The sequence below is a fragment of the Mesorhizobium sp. RSR565B genome, from assembly GCF_054719465.1.
In genome coordinates this window covers 4,445,923-4,463,914 of sequence record NZ_JBTTIE010000001.1, presented here as the reverse complement: position 1 = coordinate 4,463,914, position 17,992 = coordinate 4,445,923, and the positions used below count along the sequence as shown (strand labels likewise).

Annotated in this window: 17 protein-coding genes; 9 read left to right on the top strand and 8 right to left on the bottom strand. The window is 63.7% G+C overall.

Features of this window, described 5'->3' with window-relative positions:
- Window positions 1–5 precede the first annotated feature (5 nt).
- The 6 genes from pbpC (at window position 6) to ACYG9R_RS21415 (ending at window position 7,168) form a co-directional block, all read left to right on the top strand.
- Entirely contained in the window at window positions 6–2,111 is a 2,106-nt protein-coding gene (gene pbpC, locus ACYG9R_RS21440; RefSeq protein WP_031199095.1) for a penicillin-binding protein 1C, read from the top strand.
- A 241-nt stretch (window positions 2,112–2,352) separates the two neighbouring features.
- Window positions 2,353–3,048: a M15 family metallopeptidase gene (locus ACYG9R_RS21435; protein ID WP_023714805.1), complete on the top strand. Its 696-nt coding sequence runs from the start codon at window positions 2,353–2,355 to the stop codon at window positions 3,046–3,048.
- A 230-nt stretch (window positions 3,049–3,278) separates the two neighbouring features.
- On the top strand, window positions 3,279–4,307 hold the full coding sequence (locus tag ACYG9R_RS21430; RefSeq protein ID WP_023823193.1) for a sulfate ABC transporter substrate-binding protein: 1,029 nt from the start codon (window positions 3,279–3,281) through the stop codon (window positions 4,305–4,307).
- 18 nt (window positions 4,308–4,325) lie between these two features.
- Window positions 4,326–5,177 carry a sulfate ABC transporter permease subunit CysT gene (gene cysT, locus ACYG9R_RS21425; RefSeq protein WP_023687973.1) on the top strand — a complete coding sequence of 284 codons (852 nt, stop codon included), beginning with the start codon at window positions 4,326–4,328 and terminating at the stop codon, window positions 5,175–5,177.
- Complete coding sequence (gene cysW / locus ACYG9R_RS21420) at window positions 5,170–6,054, top strand: sulfate ABC transporter permease subunit CysW (RefSeq protein ID WP_023690809.1); 885 nt, start codon at window positions 5,170–5,172, stop codon at window positions 6,052–6,054. The genes cysT and cysW overlap by 8 nt, the downstream gene beginning before the upstream one ends.
- Window positions 6,055–6,127: 73 nt before the next feature.
- Window positions 6,128–7,168, top strand: a complete 1,041-nt coding sequence (locus tag ACYG9R_RS21415) for a sulfate/molybdate ABC transporter ATP-binding protein (RefSeq protein WP_023673079.1) — start codon at window positions 6,128–6,130, stop codon at window positions 7,166–7,168.
- 14 nt (window positions 7,169–7,182) lie between these two features.
- Here ACYG9R_RS21415 and ACYG9R_RS21410 read toward each other — a convergent pair whose 3' ends face one another.
- Both ACYG9R_RS21410 and ACYG9R_RS21405 read right to left on the bottom strand, forming a co-directional pair.
- A complete protein-coding gene (locus ACYG9R_RS21410; protein ID WP_023725412.1) occupies window positions 7,183–7,581 on the bottom strand; it encodes a type II toxin-antitoxin system VapC family toxin in 399 nt (132 codons plus the stop codon).
- Complete coding sequence (locus tag ACYG9R_RS21405) at window positions 7,581–7,853, bottom strand: AbrB/MazE/SpoVT family DNA-binding domain-containing protein (RefSeq protein ID WP_023687970.1); 273 nt, start codon at window positions 7,851–7,853, stop codon at window positions 7,581–7,583. Before ACYG9R_RS21405 ends, ACYG9R_RS21410 begins: the two co-directional genes overlap by 1 nt.
- A gap of 240 nt (window positions 7,854–8,093) precedes the next feature.
- Here ACYG9R_RS21405 and ACYG9R_RS21400 point away from each other — a divergent pair, with 240 nt between their 5' ends.
- Complete coding sequence (locus ACYG9R_RS21400) at window positions 8,094–9,074, top strand: sulfate ABC transporter substrate-binding protein (protein ID WP_023823194.1); 981 nt, start codon at window positions 8,094–8,096, stop codon at window positions 9,072–9,074.
- A 260-nt stretch (window positions 9,075–9,334) separates the two neighbouring features.
- On the top strand, window positions 9,335–9,784 hold the full coding sequence (locus ACYG9R_RS21395) for an RrF2 family transcriptional regulator (protein ID WP_023673075.1): 450 nt from the start codon (window positions 9,335–9,337) through the stop codon (window positions 9,782–9,784).
- Window positions 9,785–9,847: 63 nt separating this feature from the next.
- Here ACYG9R_RS21395 and ACYG9R_RS21390 read toward each other — a convergent pair whose 3' ends face one another.
- Entirely contained in the window at window positions 9,848–11,389 is a 1,542-nt protein-coding gene (locus tag ACYG9R_RS21390; protein ID WP_460221848.1) for an acyl--CoA ligase, read from the bottom strand.
- Between the two features lie 113 nt (window positions 11,390–11,502).
- On the opposite strand from ACYG9R_RS21390, the gene ACYG9R_RS21385 reads away from it, so the two are divergent.
- Window positions 11,503–12,651: a hypothetical protein gene (locus tag ACYG9R_RS21385; protein ID WP_023823196.1), complete on the top strand. Its 1,149-nt coding sequence runs from the start codon at window positions 11,503–11,505 to the stop codon at window positions 12,649–12,651.
- On the opposite strand, the gene ACYG9R_RS21380 is transcribed toward ACYG9R_RS21385, so the two are convergent.
- The 5 genes from ACYG9R_RS21380 to ACYG9R_RS21360 all read right to left on the bottom strand — a co-directional run bounded on the left by ACYG9R_RS21380 (window position 12,646) and on the right by ACYG9R_RS21360 (window position 17,944).
- The gene (locus tag ACYG9R_RS21380) at window positions 12,646–13,200 is read right to left on the bottom strand and encodes a gluconokinase (RefSeq protein WP_023823197.1); all 555 of its coding nucleotides are present in this window, start codon (window positions 13,198–13,200) and stop codon (window positions 12,646–12,648) included. The genes ACYG9R_RS21385 and ACYG9R_RS21380 overlap by 6 nt on opposite strands.
- A 2-nt stretch (window positions 13,201–13,202) precedes the next feature.
- Window positions 13,203–14,189 (bottom strand): ABC transporter permease, encoded by a 987-nt coding sequence (locus ACYG9R_RS21375; protein ID WP_023673071.1) that lies wholly within the window; start codon window positions 14,187–14,189, stop codon window positions 13,203–13,205.
- Complete coding sequence (locus ACYG9R_RS21370; RefSeq protein ID WP_023733121.1) at window positions 14,186–15,166, bottom strand: ABC transporter permease; 981 nt, start codon at window positions 15,164–15,166, stop codon at window positions 14,186–14,188. The genes ACYG9R_RS21375 and ACYG9R_RS21370 overlap by 4 nt, the downstream gene beginning before the upstream one ends.
- Window positions 15,163–16,725 carry a sugar ABC transporter ATP-binding protein gene (locus tag ACYG9R_RS21365; RefSeq protein ID WP_023749923.1) on the bottom strand — a complete coding sequence of 521 codons (1,563 nt, stop codon included), beginning with the start codon at window positions 16,723–16,725 and terminating at the stop codon, window positions 15,163–15,165. Before ACYG9R_RS21365 ends, ACYG9R_RS21370 begins: the two co-directional genes overlap by 4 nt.
- Window positions 16,726–16,819: 94 nt before the next feature.
- Window positions 16,820–17,944 (bottom strand): sugar ABC transporter substrate-binding protein, encoded by a 1,125-nt coding sequence (locus tag ACYG9R_RS21360; protein ID WP_023682221.1) that lies wholly within the window; start codon window positions 17,942–17,944, stop codon window positions 16,820–16,822.
- Between the last annotated feature and the right edge of the window lie 48 nt (window positions 17,945–17,992).

The following is a 17,992-nucleotide window of genomic DNA, read 5'->3' as shown; positions in this document are numbered from 1 at the left end:
GGCGGATGAAGGGCACCACCATGCTCTCCAGAAAATTTCTCCGTCGAACAGGCATCGCCGCCGCCTCCCTCGTCGGCTTTGCGGCGATCGCTGCCGCTTCTCTCTGGGAACTCGACCGCGCTTTTCCGCCGCCGCTGCCCGGAAGGCTCACCGTCTCCACCGAGGTCCAGGACCGCGACGGCCAGCTGTTGCGCGCCTTCGCCACGCCGGACGGTTACTGGCGGCTCGACACTCATCTCGACCAGGTCGACAAGCAGTTCGTCGACATGCTGGTCACCTATGAAGACAAGCGCTTTTGGGACCATGATGGCGTCGATGTGCTGGCGCTGGCGCGCGCCGCCGGCCAGTTCGCCACCAGCGGCCATATCGTCTCCGGCGGCTCGACCCTGTCGATGCAGCTTGCCCGGCTGATCGAGCCACGCGAAAACCGCAGCCTCGGCTCGAAGATCAAGCAGATGCTGCGTGCCATCCAGATCGAGCGGCGGCTGTCTAAGCAGGAGATCCTCGAACGCTATTTGACGCTGGCGCCTTATGGCGGCAATCTCGAAGGCGTGCGCGCCGCGTCACTCGCCTATTTCGGCAAGGAGCCGAAGCGGCTGACGGTCTCGGAAGCCGCCCTGCTGGTTGCGCTGCCGCAATTGCCGGAAAAGCGCCGGCCCGACCGCAATCTCACCATCGCTCATGCAGCCCGCGACCGCGTGCTGACCCGCATGGTATCAGCTGACCTGCTTGGCGAGCGCGAGGCCGCGCGCGCAGCGCTCGATGATGTCTCGGGCTTGCGCCGCAAACTGCCGGCACTGGCGCCACATGCCGCCTATGCCATGCTGCCCAAGGCCGTACCCGGCAAGCCATTGCAGCTGACGATCCGCAAAAGCGTCCAGCAAGGGCTGGAACAGGTGGCGCGAGATGCCGCGATCAAGCTTGGGCCGCGCCTGTCGGTCGCCATGGTGATGGCGGACGCGCGCACCGGCGACATTCTTGGCGAAGTCGGCTCGGCCGATTTCTTCGATGCCAGCCGCTCCGGCTGGATCGACATGACCAGGATCGTGCGTTCGCCCGGTTCGACGCTGAAGCCGTTCATCTATGGCCTCGCCTTCGAGCAAGGGCTGGTGGCGCAGGAAATGCTGATCGAGGACAGTCCGGTCGATTTCGGCGGCTACCGGCCAAAGAATTTCGACATGGGCTATCAGGGGGATGTCTCGATCCGCCAGGCGCTGCAGCTGTCGCTCAACGTTCCGGCGATCCGCGTGCTCGACTCGGTCGGCCCGGCACGGCTGATGGCGCGCTTCCGCCAGGCCGGCGTCAGCCCGGTGCTACCGGTCAACGAGGCGCCGGGCCTCGCCATCGGCCTCGGAGGCGTCGGCGTAACGCTGCGCGATCTCGTCCAGCTCTATACCGGCCTGGCCAATGGCGGCAAGGCAAACACGCTGCATGACGGCACCGAGCCGGCCAACGACGAGCGCGCCACCGCCACCATCCTCGACGCCCAGGCGAACTGGCAGATCACCGACATATTGTCGGGCGTAAAGCCGCCTGAGGGCGCCTTGCAGCGCGGCATCGCCTACAAGACCGGCACGTCCTACGGCTATCGCGATGCCTGGTCGGTCGGCTTCGACGGCCGCTACGTGCTGGGTGTGTGGGTCGGCCGCGCCGATGCCGGTGCGGTGCCCGGCCTGTCCGGCTATGTCTCGGCCGCCCCCATCCTGTTCGAGGGCTTCGTCCGTTCAGGCCTGACCGCCGTCCCGTTGCCCAGCCAGCCGGCCGGCGTCGTCAAGGCCAGGCGCGAAGACCTGCCGGTGACATTGGCGCGCTTCGGCGCCGGCGCCGACGGACTGGTGCAGGCAGGCCCGACGGAACCGGCGCCAACGATCATTTTCCCGCCCAACGGCGCCCGCGTCGATCTCGCCACCAATTCCGCCGAGGCCTCGCCGCTGGTGCTGAAACTGCAAGGCGGCCGCGCGCCGTTCCGCTGGCTGGCCAATGGCAAGCCGCTCGTCGGCATCGACCGCCGCCGCACTGCGACCTGGCTGCCCGACGGCGCCGGCTATTCGACGCTCACCGTCATCGACGCCGTGGGACGCGCGGCAAGCGTGAAGGTGTTCGTTGAATAGATGGCGCCAAGCGATTCAGGGGATTGGGCTTCTTCGCCCGAGACCCGGCGCGAGGCACCCCCCTCTGGCCTGCCGGCCATCTCCCCCGCAAGGAGGGAGATTATTCGCCTCGCTGCCTTCGCCAATCTCCAACGGTCGAGTAGTAAGCGCGAGGTCCAAACCGCCAATCTCCCCCCTTGAGGGGGAGATGCCCGGCAGGGCAGAGGGGGGTGCCTCGCGCTGTCCTTCGTTGGCAAGCTTCATGGCGGCAACGCTGATGATCCTCGTTGCACCCCCCGCCCACGCCGATCCCCTGCCCGCCGGCTTCGTCCGCCTGGCCGATGTCGATCCCTCGATCCGCCAGGACATCCGCTATGCCGGCCTGGAAAATTTCCTGCATCGCAAGGCCGATGGCTACGACGCCCCAGTCTGCATCCTCACGAAGCAAGCTGCGCAAGCGCTGTCCGGCGTGCAGAAAGCGCTCGCCGCCGACGGCCTGACGCTGGTCGTCTTCGACTGCTACCGCCCGGCCCGCGCCGTTGCCGACATGGGCAAATGGACCAGAGAGGGCGGCCCGCCCGATCCGCAATGGTACCCTCTGGTGCCGCGCGGCGACCTCATCGCCAAGGGCTATATCGGCGAATTGTCCACCCATTCGCGCGGCTCGACCGTCGATGTCGCCATCGCCCGCAGCGACGGCAAGAACAAGTCATCCGCCGCTTGCGGCGCGGCCGGCGCCGGCACGCTCGGTTTCGGCACCAGCTTCGACTGTTTCGACCCGGCAAGCGAAACCGCCCATCGCCCATTGGCGGCAGAAGCGGCGGCAAACCGCAAAAGGCTGCTCGACGCCATGCGCGCCGGCGGCTTCAAGAATTATGCGCGCGAGTGGTGGCACTACACGCTTCGGGATGAGCCGTATCCAAAGCTGCGCTTCGATTTTCCCATCACTGCGGGCTGAACCGCCCGGTGCTACACCGAGCCTTCCCTCGCTCGGCCTTGCTTCTGCGCTGTCAGCTCCTAGATAGCGTCAAACCGGCCGGATTCGGGTTAGACCAATATGAGGAAAATATTTCCTTCCGAAACCCAATATCGGCGAAAATTTCCTTCGGGGGGACAAAAAATGCAACGTTGAATGCATCTAATTTCTATCAATTCGATAGAGTTCAGCCGTCATCAACGGAGGCGGAAATGACCAAACCTCATTTCAAGAAACTGCTCGGCGCACTGGTCGCCACATCGATCCAGTTCGGCACGCTCGGTTTCGCGTTTGCCGATACGACCATTCTGAACGTGTCCTACGACCCGACACGCGAACTCTACAAGGCCTATGACGAAGCCTTCGTCGCACACTGGAAGGCCGAGACCGGCGAGACGGTCACCATCCAGCAATCGCATGGCGGCTCCGGCGCCCAGGCCCGCGCCGTGATCGACGGCCTCGATGCCGATGTGGTGACGCTGGCGCTCGAAGGCGACATCAACGCCATCGTCACCAAGTCGAAGAAGATCAACCCGGACTGGCGCAAGAAGTTCGAGAACAATTCGGCGCCTTACACCTCGACCATCATCTTCCTGGTCCGCAAGGGCAACCCGAAGGGCATCCACGACTGGAGCGATCTGGTCAAGGACGGTGTCCAGGTGATCACGCCGAACCCGAAGACGTCGGGTGGCGCCCGCTGGAACTACCTTGCCGCCTGGGCCTATGCCAACGCCAATGATGGCGGCGACGAGGCCAAGAACAAGGAATTCGTCGGCAAGCTCTACGCCAATGCTCCGGTGCTCGACACCGGTGCGCGCGGCTCGACGGTCACCTTCGCGCAAAAGGGCATCGGCGACGTGCTGATCAGCTGGGAAAACGACGCCTATCTGGCGCTCAATGAATTCGGAGCCGACAATTTCGAGATCGTCTATCCCCCGACCTCGATCCTGGCCGAGCCGCCGGTGGCGATCGTCGACGCCAATGTCGATGCCAAGGGCACCCGCAAGGTCGCCGAAGCCTATCTCGGCTGGCTCTATTCCAAGGAAGCCCAGACGATCATCGCCAAGAACCACTATCGTCCGGCCAAGCCCGAGCTGGTGGATGCGGCTGACATTCCGAAGACGCCCGAAATCAAGCTGATCTCCATCGACGATCCGCTTTTTGGCGGCTGGAAGAAGGCACAGCCTTATCATTTCGGCGATGGTGGTATATTCGACCAGATCTACAAGCCGGCCCAGTAGGATTTAGATCAGGACGACATGACCATAGCACCCGCCAAGGCGGGGTGGCGATTCAGACAGCCGAGTGTCATTCCGGGTTTCGGATTGACGCTCGGCTTCTCGCTTGCCTACCTCACGCTCATCATCCTCATCCCCCTGTCGGGCCTGATCTGGCGCTCGGCAGCCCTCGGCTGGACCGATTTCTGGGCGATCGCCACCGACCGCCGGACCATCAACGCACTCGAAATCAGCTTCGGCACAGCCTTCATCGCAGCCGCCGTCAACGTCGTCTTCGGCACGCTCGTCGCCTGGGTGCTGGTGCGCTACCGCTTCCCCGGCCGCCGCGTCGTCGACGCCATGGTCGACCTGCCCTTCGCGCTGCCGACCGCGGTCGCGGGCATTGCGCTGACCACTCTTTATGCGCCCAATGGCTGGATCGGCCATCTCCTGGCGCCGCTCGGCATCAAGGTCGCGTACACGCCGCTCGGCATTGTCGTGGCGCTTGTCTTCATCGGCCTGCCGTTTGTCGTGCGCACGGTGCAGCCGATCATGGAGGAGATCGACAAGGAAGTGGAGGAGGCCGCTGCGACGCTCGGCGCCAACCGCTTCCAGATCATCACCCGCATCCTGTTTCCCGGCCTGGCGCCGGCCATCATCACCGGCTTCTCACTCGCTTTCGCGCGCGGCGTCGGCGAATACGGCTCGGTCATCTTCATCGCCGGCAACCTTCCCTACAAGTCGGAGATCGCACCGCTTCTGATCGTCATCCGGCTCGAGGAGTACAATTATCCGGCGGCCACCGCGATCGCGGCGATCATGCTTTTGCTGTCGTTCGTGATGCTGCTGGTCATCAACCTGGCGCAGTCATGGAGTCGCAAGCGCTATGGCTGACCCCGAGATCAAATCCTACGAACCGCATCACGAGAGCCGGTCGGCGGCGGTGACCGAAAGCCGGCCGGTGCGGCTGCTGCTGATGGCGGTGGCCTTCGCCTTCCTCGCCATCTTCCTGCTGCTGCCGCTGATCATCGTCTTCCACGAGGCGCTGGCGAAAGGCATTGGCGCCTACACGGAATCGCTCTCCAATCCCGATACGCGCTCGGCGATCCGGCTGACGCTGCTGGTGGCGGTGATCGCCGTTCCGCTCAACGTCGTCTTCGGCATTTCGGCTGCCTGGGCGATCGCCAAGTTCGAGTTCAAGGGCAAGGCTTTTCTAACCACGCTGATCGACCTGCCCTTCTCGGTCTCGCCGGTCATTTCCGGCCTGGTCTATGTGCTTTTGTTTGGCGCTCAGGGACTGTTCGGTGAATGGCTGAAGGCGCACGGCATCCAGATCTTGTTCGCCGTGCCCGGCATCGTGCTCGCGACCATCTTCGTCACCTTCCCCTTCGTTGCCCGCGAACTGATCCCGCTGATGCAGGAACAGGGCAACGGCGACGAGGAAGCCGCGCTCTCTCTGGGCGCCAATGGCTGGCAGACCTTCTGGTACGTGACGCTGCCCAACGTCAAATGGGGATTGCTCTACGGCGTGCTTCTGTGCAACGCCCGCTCGATGGGCGAATTCGGCGCGGTCTCGGTCGTGTCGGGCCACATACGCGGGCTGACCAACACCATGCCGTTGCATGTCGAAATCCTCTACAACGAGTACAACGCCGTCGGCGCTTTTGCCGTCGCTTCGCTGCTTGCCGGCCTGGCGCTGGTCACGCTGGTCTTGAAAACACTTCTCGAGATGCGCTACGGCGCCGAGATCGCCGCGACGCGCGGGCACTGACTAAATGCATATCGCCCAAGACTGGGAACCGGTTTTGGGACAACGACATGCACCAAATTACTGAGGGATCTACATGGAAGTTCGCGTTGCCAACGTACGCAAGGAGTTTGACCGGTTTCCGGCCCTCCATGACGTATCGCTTGACATCAAGTCGGGTGAGCTGATCGCGCTGCTTGGGCCATCCGGCTCCGGCAAGACGACGCTGCTGAGGCTTATCGCCGGCCTGGAGCGGCCGACGCGCGGAAAGATCTTCTTCGGCGACGAGGACGCCTCGCACCGCTCGATCCAGGAGCGCAATGTCGGCTTCGTCTTCCAGCACTATGCGCTCTTCCGGCACATGACGGTCGCCGACAATATCGGCTTCGGCCTCAAGGTGCGGCATGGACCGTCGCGACCACCGGCGGCCGAAATCCGCCGACGCGCCTCCGAACTGCTCGATCTCGTTCAGCTTTCCGGCCTGGAAAAGCGCTATCCGGCGCAACTTTCCGGTGGCCAGCGCCAGCGCGTGGCGCTCGCCCGGGCCATGGCCATCGAGCCCAAGGTGCTGTTGCTCGACGAGCCGTTCGGCGCGCTCGATGCGCAGGTGCGCCGGGAACTCCGCCGCTGGCTGCGCGAGATCCATGACCGTACCGGCCACACCACCGTCTTCGTCACCCACGACCAGGAAGAGGCGCTCGAGCTTGCCGACCGCGTCGTGGTGATGAGCCAGGGCCGCATCGAGCAGGTCGGCTCCGCCGACGAGATCTACGACACGCCGAACTCGCCCTTCGTCTACTCCTTCATCGGCGAATCGAGCATGCTGCCGGTCAAGGTTGAGAATGGCGAAATCTGGCTCGCCGACCGTCCGATCGGCGTGTCGGCGCCGCACGCACCCGAGGGCGATGCGACGCTGTATTTCCGCCCGCACGATATCGAACTGCTCGACGGCTGCAGCGGCTGCATCGCCGGCACGGTCGCCGCCAGCCGCCGCGTCGCCGGCACAAGACGCGTCGAACTGGAAATCGGCGGCGAGCGCCAGCGCGTCGAGATCGAACTGCCTGTGGACCATCCTGCGGCGCAGAAGAGCCGGGTGGCGTTCAGGCCAAGGCGCTGGAAGCTTTTCCCGGCGGCATAGACATCGATCCGGCGCTACTCCAGCCAGTTCTCGAGCGTCAGGCCCTTGATCCGACGGAACTCAGCGGTGTTGGCCGTCACCAGTGTCGTCCCCAACACACAGGCATGGGCAGCAATGAAAAGATCATTGTGGCCGATTGGCTGGCCTCTGGCCTCCAGCTCGGCACGAAGTGCTCCGTATTCGTTATCCATCGGCACATCGAGCGGCAGCACAGGTAACTCGGCGAGCAATTGCTCGACCTTGGCGAGCAGCTTGGCCGATCCCTTGCGGGCGCAGCCATAACGCAGCTCCGAGGCGACAACGATGCTGGTGCACAGGGCACCGTCTCCCGCGCGAACCGCCGTACTGGCGGCTTTGCCGGCCGGATTTCGGATCATGTCGCTGATGATGTTCGTGTCCAGCATGAACCGCATCAGAAGATGTCCTCGGGCCCCACGGGCGCATCATGAATCTCGGGAAAGTCGTCTTCAGGACCAAGCGGCGGCTCTTTCGCCCATTGGGCAAGGAGCGCGACGAGGCCGGGTTTGCGGACCGGCTCGATGATCAGCCGGTCGCCATCGCGGCTGATCAGGACCTTCTCGCCAGGCAGCTCGAATTCGACAGGGATGCGAACCGCCTGACTGCGGTTGTTGCGAAACAACTTCGCCTCCCTGGGCGGTGGTATCGAGTGACGGTGCTGCGGCATGGCAGCCTCCCCTGTCTGTTCCACTTGTATATGCCATTTGTATATGCCATTCGGCTTCGAATTGCAAACCACAGAAAACCCCAACGCACCGGCATTTCGCCTGGAATGAATTTTCGCCGATAACCTGCTTCAGCGATTTCTTTTTCGCTGCAACGCCATACGTCTGCCCCGTGTGCCTCGCAGTACACCCTCCGGCCCGGCTATGTTCTGGCAACGCATTGCACATCGGAGCCTGTTTTCATGAAGCGTTTTTTGCTAAGCGTCGCCACCGGCCTGGTCCTCGCCTCTTCGCCGGCCTGGTCGGCCGACAAATTGCTCAACGCTTCCTATGATGTCGGCCGCGAATTGTTCGCCCAGGTGAACAAGGCTTTCGTCGCCGGCCATCCGGGCGTCACCGTCGACCAGTCGCATGCCGGCACCTCGGCGCAGGCGCGCGCCATTGCCGAAGGCCTCGGCGCCGATGTCGTCACCTTCAACCAGGTCACCGACATCGACTTTCTGGTCAAGAAAGGCCTCGTCTCCGCCGACTGGCAGAAGGATTTCCCCGACAACGCCTCGCCCTTCTATTCGCTCTCATCCTTTCTCGTCCGCGCGGGCAACCCCAAGCGCATCAAGGACTGGAACGACCTCGTGCGCGACGACGTGCAGGTGATCTTCCCCAACCCCAAGACCTCGGGCAATGCGCGCTACACCTATCTGGCCGCAACCGCCTACGCCAAGGAAGCATTCAAGGGCGACGACGCCAAGGTGAAGGAGTTCGTCACCAAGCTGTTCAACAACGTGCCGATCTTCGACACCGGCGGGCGCGCCGCCACCACCACCTTCGTGCAGCGCGAGATCGGCGACGTGCTGATCACCTTCGAGTCGGAAACGCGCGGCATCCGCAAGGAGTATGGCAACGACAAGTTCGGACAGGTCACGCCAACGGTCAGCCTGCTCGCCGAATTCCCGGTGGCGATCGTCGACAAGGTCGCCGACGAGCACGGCAGCCGTGACCTCGCCAAGACCTATCTCGATTTCCTCTACACGCCCGAGGGCCAGACCATCGCGGCTGAAAATGGCCTGCGCGCCCGCAACGCTGAAGTCGCGGCAAAATACAAGGCCGACTTCCCCGATGTCCGCCTGCTGACTGTGGAAGACGTCTTCGGCGGCTGGGACAAGGTACAGAAGGAGCACTTCGCCGCCGGCGGTCTGCTCGACCAGACCTATGGCAGCCGCTGATATCAGCAGCGTTCGACCTCACCTCACAAGAAAGCCGGCGCTTTGCCGGCTTTTTTGATTTCGCGCGCCGACAAACGGCTTTCAGGCGGAATCTGTCGCGATCGGCGAAAACGTTACAAAGAATCAACGCCTTTGTGCCTAACATCTCAACCGGGCGGCTTGTTCTACGCGAAACCGGGTTGTTCAGGCGAAACGTCATGATTTGCACACAAACAACCGCCAGATGCGGGTGGTTGGGGTTTTCATGAACTGAAGCGGGCATGCTTACCAAAAAAGGCAAATACGGCCTCAAGGCCCTCGTGCATCTTTCCGGCCTGCCGGTCGGCCAGCTTGCATTCGTCAACGACATCGCGATCGCCAACAACATCCCGAAGAAATTTCTGGATGCCATTCTGGGCGAGCTGCGCAATGCCGGCTTCGTCCTCAGCCGCAAGGGCAAGGAAGGCGGTTATCGCCTCGCCCGACCGGCTTCCGAAATCAAGATCGGCCACGTCGTGCGCGTGCTGGACGGCCCGCTCGCTCCCATACCCTGCGCCAGCCGCACACAATACCAGCGCTGCGAGGATTGCGACGAGGCGACCTGCCAGGTCCGGCACATGATGCTGGAAGTGCGCCAGGCGATCGCCGAAGTGCTGGACAATCGCAGCCTCGCCGCCATGCGCGACGCCGACAATGATGATTTTCCGGTCGAGCTGACGTCGCAGATCTAAATTCGAGCATGATCCCGAAAAGTGGGAACCGGTTCGGACAAGATCATGCTCAAATGAGAGTCCTCAGACCAGGCCGAGCTTGCCGGCCAGGCCGACGCGCTGGATCTTGCCTGTGGGACCCTTGGGTATCTCCTGGAGAAACAGGATGTGGCGCGGCACCTTGAACTCGACGATCCGGCTGCGCGCGAAATCACGAATCTGCTCGGCATCGGCGATGGCGCCCTCGGCCAGCACGATGGCCGCACCCACCTCTTCGCCGAGCATGGCGTGCGGCACGGCGAAGGTCACCGCCTGCGCCACCAGCGGATGATCGAGCAGCACATTGTCGACCTCGAGCGGCGAGATCTTTTCGCCGCCGCGATTGATGATCTCCTTCAGCCGCCCGGTGATCTTCAGATCGCCATCCTCGTCGATGAGGCCCTGGTCGCCGGTGCGGAACCAGCCATCGCTGAAGGCAGCTTCATTGGCCACCGGATTGTTGAGATAGCCATCATGAATGTTGGCGCCGCGCACCGCAATCTCGCCCTTTTCACCCGCCGGAAGGATCGTCCCCTTGTCGTCCAGGATCGTCACCTGCGGACCCGCAGGCAGGCCGACCGAGCATGGCTTGCGGCGCGCCGGCGGCAAGCCATTGGATGTCATCTGGTGCGCCGCCTCGGTCATGCCATAGGCCTCGACCACCGGACAGCCGAAGACGCGCTCGAGGTCGCGGAACACGGTGTCCGGAAGTGCGGCCGAAGACGAGCGGATGAAGCGCAACCTCGCAGCCGCGATGGTGTCGCCATTGCGCGCGGCGCGCGCCAGGATCGCCTGATGCATGGTCGGCACCGCGCTGTACCAGCTCGGCCTGAAGTCGCCCAGCCAGCCGTAGAATTTGAGCGGGTTGAAGCCCGGCGTGCAGACAACAGCGCCGCCGACTGCCAGCTGCGCGCTGAGCGCCGCCATCAGCCCGTGAATATGGAACAGCGGCATCACGTTGAGACAGATATCGTTTGCCGACAGCGCCAGGGCGCTGGCGATGTTGGCCATCGATGCCTGCAGATTGCGCTGCCGCAAGCCGACGATCTTCGGTCGCGCCGTGGTTCCCGACGTGTGCAGGACCAGCGCGAAATCGTCGGGTCCGTTGAGCTGCATATCGTCGAGGCGAGCCTCGCTGGCAGCCTCCACCTCGGCGTCGCCCGCCAGCAGAAACTCGCCGGCCTTGGCGCCGTCGGTCACGACGACGTCGAGCACCGCAATGCCGAGCCCCTTTGCGGCGTTGCGCGCGGCATCGCCCATGCCTTGTCCGCACAGCAGCAGCTTCACATCGAGATCGCCGAGATAGAAGCGGAATTCGTCTTCGCCGTAAGCCGGATTGAGCGGCGCAGCCGTCGCCAACGCCGAGACCGCCAGGAAACAGGCCGCCATTTCCGGGCCGTTGGGCAAGACGATGCCGACGGCCGTGCCGCGGGCAACGCCACGCCTGGCGAGATCGCCGCAGAGCTTGTCGACAAGATTGGCGAGGCCGGCAAAGCTCAGGGACGGCCGGTCCGGCGCCATCAGCGCCACCGCAGCCGGCCGCCAGGGCGCCAGTTGGGGAAGTGCTACCGATAGGGCCTGTTTCAAGTTCGAACCCTGAATGGCGTTCACCATGGCCTTGCCGGCGCCGATTGCGCGCCCGTGGCAGACGCAGTAAAGCGATTTCCGGACGCACGCAAGAACAGGTGGACACCGATCGGATGAGGCTGCCGTGGTTGGGAAAATCCCGGAAAGCCGACCGGACACCATCTTCCGCCGTCATTTATCATACGGAAATCATCGCCGACATCCTGGTGCCCGAACGCGCCGAGCATGTCCGCTTCTTCAGCCGCAAGCAGGTCCGCGCCGGCAAGTTGCGCACCTTCAACAACAGGGATCTCCGCGAGCTGCTGCTGGCCGCCTTTTATCTCGGGGTCGCGGCATTGCTACCGGTCAATTGGTGGGCCGCGATCTGCAGCCGCGTATCGGGGCTGCGCCTCAAGCGCCATATCCGCAAGGATTTCGTGCGCTACGCCGCCGCGACGCGCGGCGTGCTCGGCAATGGCATCGATGCGCAAAGGCAGTTCAGGGCCTTGCTCTGCGCCAACCACCGCCGGCGTTTGCTACTTGCCGCGCATCTCATCGGCCGCCGCTGGTCACCTGATATCCGGCTGGAGGGCCTGGAAGGCCTGCAAGCGGCGCTGAAGCGCGGCCACGGCGCTATCATCTGGTGCGATCAGTTCACGACCCAGACCATCATCGGCAAACGCGCTCTCCATGAAGCCGGCATCGAGACACACCAGCTCAGCGTCAGGGCTCACGGCATATCCGATTCGACCTTCGGCTTGCGCTTCCTGAACCCGCCGATGGTTCGGGTCGAGAACCGTTTCCTGAAAAGCCGGATCGTGTTCGACCGCAGCGACGCCTACCAGGTCACCGGCCGGATCCAGAAGATCCTTGGCAGCAACGGCGTGGTGTTGGTGACCAACACGGTGCATGCCGGCTCGACATTCACCGAAGTCGGCCTTGGCGAGAGCGGCTGGACCCACCTGGCTTCGGCGCCGACGAATTTCGCTGCCAGAGGCAAGGCGGCGCTGTTTTCCATGTCGACCTTCGAGACCGATCCGTTCCGCCAATACCGCGCCGTCCTAAGTCCCGAACTGGTGCCGGCCCCGGCAGAGGCCGGCGAGCCCGCGACCAGAGCCGGCGGCGCCAAGAACATGGCGCTTCAGGCCGAGTACATATTGCTCAAGCGCGACCGCTTGCTGGAGGCGCTGAAACTCTATCCCGAGCAAATGATGGTCTGGTCAGGCCATGACCGGTTCACCGAACGGCCGGAAACCGCCTTGCCCGACGAGGGTGGTTCATGATTTTGCGCCGGCCAGCAGGCTGGCAACGGCGGTGACGATTTCAGCCACTGGAAGTGTGGCGTCGGCCGTCAGCGCCCGCTCGTCGGCGCCAGGCGGTTCAAGGATGGCGAACTGGCTTTCGACCAGGCTTGCCGGCATGAAATGCCCCTTGCGGCTGGCGACACGCTGCTTGGCGGTAGCGGGATCGATCTTCAGATAGATGAAAACGATGTCCCGGCGGAAGCCGCGCAGACGATCGCGGTAGCTGCGCTTAAGCGCCGAGCAGGCGGCAACCACGCTTTGGCCGCTGCCGGTCAGGTCCGCGATCCGCTCGCCAATGGCATCGAGCCAGCCCTCACGCAGTTGATCTGTGAGCGGCTCGCCGCTCGCCATGCGGGCGACGTTTTCGGGCGGGTGCAGCCTGTCGCCTTCGACAAAGACGGCCCCTTCCTCTGCTGCCAATGCTTTGCCGACAGCCGATTTTCCGCAGCCGGCGACGCCCATCACCACAATGGCCCGAGGCACTGAGCCGGTAGCGCCCATTGGCGCCTTTGCGGTCTTTTCGTCCATGGTCAGCGGCTTGCCGGCGCGCGGCCGTAGAGCAGGAGCATGGCGACGATGACCAGGCCATAGACGATCTGCCGCCCCGCCTCCGGCATCTGCATGACCGAGAGTATGGACTGCAGGAGGGTGATCAGAATGACACCGGCGACGGTGCCGAGATAGGAGCCGCGGCCACCCAGGATGGAGGTGCCGCCCAGAACCACGGCGGCGATCGACGGCAAGAGATAGGCATCGCCCATCGATTGCGCCGCCTTGGAGGCATAGCCGGCGAGAAGCACCCCGCCAAAGGCGGACAGCCCGCCTGAGATAGCGAAGGCGATCATCACCACGCGCCTTGTATCGATGCCGGAGAGATAGGCGGCACGCTCGCGGTTGCCGATGCCGTAGACGGTGCGGCCGAAGCTGGTGCGGGACAGCACGAACACCATCGCAGCGCCAATCAGCGCCCAGATGATGACGGCGTTAGGCACGCCAGGAATGGTAAAACCTGTCGCAAGATAGCGCATGGCGCCGGTGGCCGAATCCTGTGGCGAGTAGCCGCCGGTATAAACGACCATGAGCCCTTGCGCGACAGCGTTGGTGGCGAGCGTGATGATCATCGAGGGTATGCGCAGATAGGCGACGCCAAAGCCGTTGACGATGCCGATCAGCACCCCGCAGAAGATGCCGAACGGGATGGCCAGCGCCACACCGATCGGGCCATAGGCCGCAGCCGCACACGCCATCATCGCGCCCGCCGCCACCGCCCACGGCACCGACAGGTCGATCTGGCCTAGCAGGATGACCAGCATCATGCCTGTGGCGATGACGCCGAGGAACGAGGCCACCTTGAGCTGCTGCAAGAGATATTCAGGCGACAGAAAGCTCCTGGAATAGAGGCTGCCTAGGAACAGCAACAGCACGATGCAGGCGAAGGCCGTCAGCACCGCCGGATCGGCGCGGCGGATGAATTTCGGCATGCGGCCGGCTATGCCGCCCAACGTCGTTTCGCTCACAGGAACCACTCCAGCCGGTTGCGGACCCGAAACAGTGCGAAGGCGCCGAGGCTGACCGCAACCAGCAGGATAACGCCCTGGAACAGTGGCTGCCATAGCGGGTCGAAATCGAACACGAACAACAGGTCGCCGATGGTGCGGAAGGCCAGCGCGCCGAAGATGGCGCCGATGGCGCTGCCTTTGCCGCCGAACAGCGAGACGCCGCCCAGCACCACCGCGGCAATCGAAAACAGCGTATAGGCGTTGCCGCTGGCATAGGCTGCATCGCCGGTATAGGTGAAGAAGGTCAGGAACAGTCCGCCGATCGCGGCCAACAGGCCTGCGAGCGCGTAGGCAGCGAACTTGCCGCGCCTTATCGGCACACCGGACATGTAGGCCGCCGTCTCCGAGGATCCGGCCGCATAGGCCGCGCGCCCGAGCACCGAGCGGCTGAACGGTACCCAGACCACGAGCACGACGGCGAGCAGCACGACCAGGCTCGCCGGCACCACGCCCAACAGGCGTCCGGTCAGCGCGTCGGCGAGACCTTCGTTGACCGAACCGCCGGGAAACGGCCTCAGCAGCAGCGCGATGCCGAAATAGACCGCACCCGTGGCGATCGTGGCGACGATCGGCTGCAGGCGGCCGTAGATGACGATGGCGCCGTTGATCGCCCCGCACAGGAACCCGGTGCCGAGCACGGCGATGACGCCGAAAGCGGTCTCGAGGCCGGTGCCGATGACCAGCCAGGAGGCGAGGCAATTGGTCAGCGTGAAGATCATGCCGACGGAGAGGTCGATGCCGGCGGTGATCACGACCAGTGTCTGCGCCATGGCGACGAAGGCGAGCAGCACGCCCTTGTTGGACGCCGTCTGCACGACATTGGCGGTGAAGCCCGCCGGATGGTTCGAGGTGTAGATGACGAACATGACAATGAATATGCCGAGTGCCATCAGTGTTCCGCGCTGCTCGGCCAGCCAGTAGCGCCACTCTTTCACGCGTCCGCTCCCTGTCTTGCGCCGGCATCGTCTCTCGCGCCGTCATCGCCGTGGATGTTGAGCGCGCTTGCAATGAGCGCCCGCTCGGTGATCTCGGCCCCGACCAGCTCGCGCTTGACCGCGCCGTCATAGAGCACCAGCACGCGGTCGCAGCAGCCGATCAGTTCGTCATAGTCGGTCGAATAGAACAGGATCGCCGCCCCCGCATCCGCCAGCTTGCGCATCAGTTGATAGAGTTCCTGCTTGGTGCCGACGTCGATGCCGCGCGTCGGATCGTTGAGCAGGATGATACGCGGCTGGCGCATCAGCCATTTGGCGATGACCACCTTCTGCTGGTTGCCCCCCGACAGCGCACCGACCGGAATGTCGAGGCCGGCCGTCTTGATCGCCAGCAGCCCGACCATGTCGTCGATCAGCCGCTGTTCGGCGGCGCGGTCGATGATGCCGGCCTTGGACAGCCGGTCTAGGGCGGCAAAGGAGAGGTTCTCGCGCACCGTCATCGGCAGCATCAGGCCTTCGGTCTTGCGGTCCTCCGGGATCAGCGCCATGCCGATGCGGTCGTCGCGCGCCGCTTGCGGGCTGGCGATCGAAACCGGCTTGCCGTCGATAAGGATCTGGCCGCCGAGGCCGCGCAGCACACCGAAAAAGGCAAGCAGCAATTCGCGTTGGCCCTGGCCGTCCAGGCCGCCAAGGCCGACGACCTCGCCTGCCCCGACCGTCAGCGAGACATTGTCCAGCCGGTCCGTCCAGGACAGCTTGCGCGCCTCCAGTACGGGAACGGCGGCGGCTGCGGTGCGCGCGGGTTTCGGCGGGAAAATATGGCTGTATTCGCGCCCGATCATCAGTTCGACGACTTCGTTGTCGCTCTTTGTGCCTGCCTTGTAGCTGGCGACATTGCGGCCGTTGCGAAACACCGTGCAGTGGTCGGCAAGCTCGGCGATCTCGTTCATGCGGTGCGAAATGTAAAGCAGCGCCAGCCCTTCCGAGCGCAATCGCTTGAGCACGCTGAATATCCTGGCGACGTCCGTCGCGGTCAGGGCCGAGGTCGCCTCGTCGAGGATCAGGATGCGCGGCTTCCTGGCCAATGCCTTGGCGATCTCGACCATCTGTCTTCTTGAAAGCGGAAGATCCTTGACCAGCGCCAATGGATGGATGTCGGCCGCACCTGCGCGTGCCAGCGCATCCTCGGCAATGCGGCGCTGCGCCTTGCGGTCGATCATGCCGAAACGCTTCGGCGGATAGGAGATGACGATGTTGTCGGCAACGCTGAGTTCGGGAACCAGCGACAGCTCCTGGAAGATGCAGACGATGCCGGACTTGTTTGCAGCAGCAGGCGAAGCGAACGTCACCTCGCTGCCGTTCAGCATCATGCGGCCTTCGTCGGGCGCGACGACGCCCGCCATGACCTTGATCAGCGTCGATTTGCCGGCGCCGTTTTCGCCGAGAATGGCGTGGATGCTACCGGACGAGACCGAAAGCTCGGCCTTTTCCAGCGCCCGCACACCACCATAGCGCTTGGATATGCCTTCCATCCGGAAGAGCGGAACCGCACCGTCCATCGGCCCTCCCGAGGCAGTTTGACTTCAAGGGATATCGAGTGGCCGGCGCCGCGGAGATCCCGCGGCGCCGGATATGCCGCCTATTGGTCAGCCCCTATTGGTCAGCTTTGGTCTGGCCCATGATTTCCTGCGCGGTGAAATTGATGCCGCAGGTCGGGAAGGAATTGCCGACGAAGAAATTGTCGGACTGGTCGGGGAAGAAATCCTGACCGGCCTTGAAGTTCGGATCCTCGACGATCGCCAGCGGCAGTTTCACTGCTTGCGGAACGACGTTGCCTTCGAGCGCGGCAATCGCCGTCTTGATGGCGACCGCGACCTGCGCCGGACCGGTGCCGGCCGATGAGCATTTCAGCCCGTCGCCGGCATGTGCCGCGCAGAACTTGCGGAAACCGTTCTCGGTCTCCCCGCCGAACGGCACGAAAGCATGCTTGGCATCGATCATCGCCTGCACGATGCCGGTGTCGCCGCCTTGCCCGGTGATTCCGTCGAACGGACCGTTGGTGGCAATGGCGTCGGCCGTGGCCTTCTGTGCCACGCCGTCGTCCCATTTGCCGACCACCTCGGTGACGTCCCATTTCTTGCCGGAGGCATCGAGCGCTTCATGGATGCCGTTGTGACGGTCGGTGTCGACGGAAGTTCCGGCAACGCCGCGCACTTCGAGCACCTTGCCGCCATTCGGCACATGGCCGACCAGCCATTTGCCCCACAATTCGCCAAGGCCCTTCTGGTCGACATTGACGTTGATGGCGTCCTTGGTGTCGAGAATATTGTCGAAGGCGACGAGGATGACGCCAGCTTCCTTGGCGCGCTTGATGACCGGCCCGAAAGCGGTCGGGTTCTGGGCGTTGACGACGATCGCGTCATAGCCGGAATCGATGAAGTTGTTGATCGCCGAAATCTGAGCCGGCACGTCCTCGCCGGTCGAGACGACCTTGAATTCCTTCAGTTTCGCGGCGACCTCCGGCTGGGCCGCATAGGCCTTGGCGGTCTGCACCATCTGGATGCGCCAAGTGTTGGCGATATAGCCATTGGCGAGCGCGATGCGGTATGGGCCGTCTTTCTTGGGGAACTTGAAGAACTGCGTATCAGCCGCCCAGGGCGCAAAGCAATCCGGCTCAGCCGACGGTCCCTTGACGACTTCCGGGTCGGCCATGGCCGACGAACTCAGCATGACGAATGCAGTGGCGGCAACGATGCCACCAACAAGTGACTTGATCATCGATATTCCTCCCAGTTGTAGTTTTGTTTGCTGCTGCTTGCTAATTTG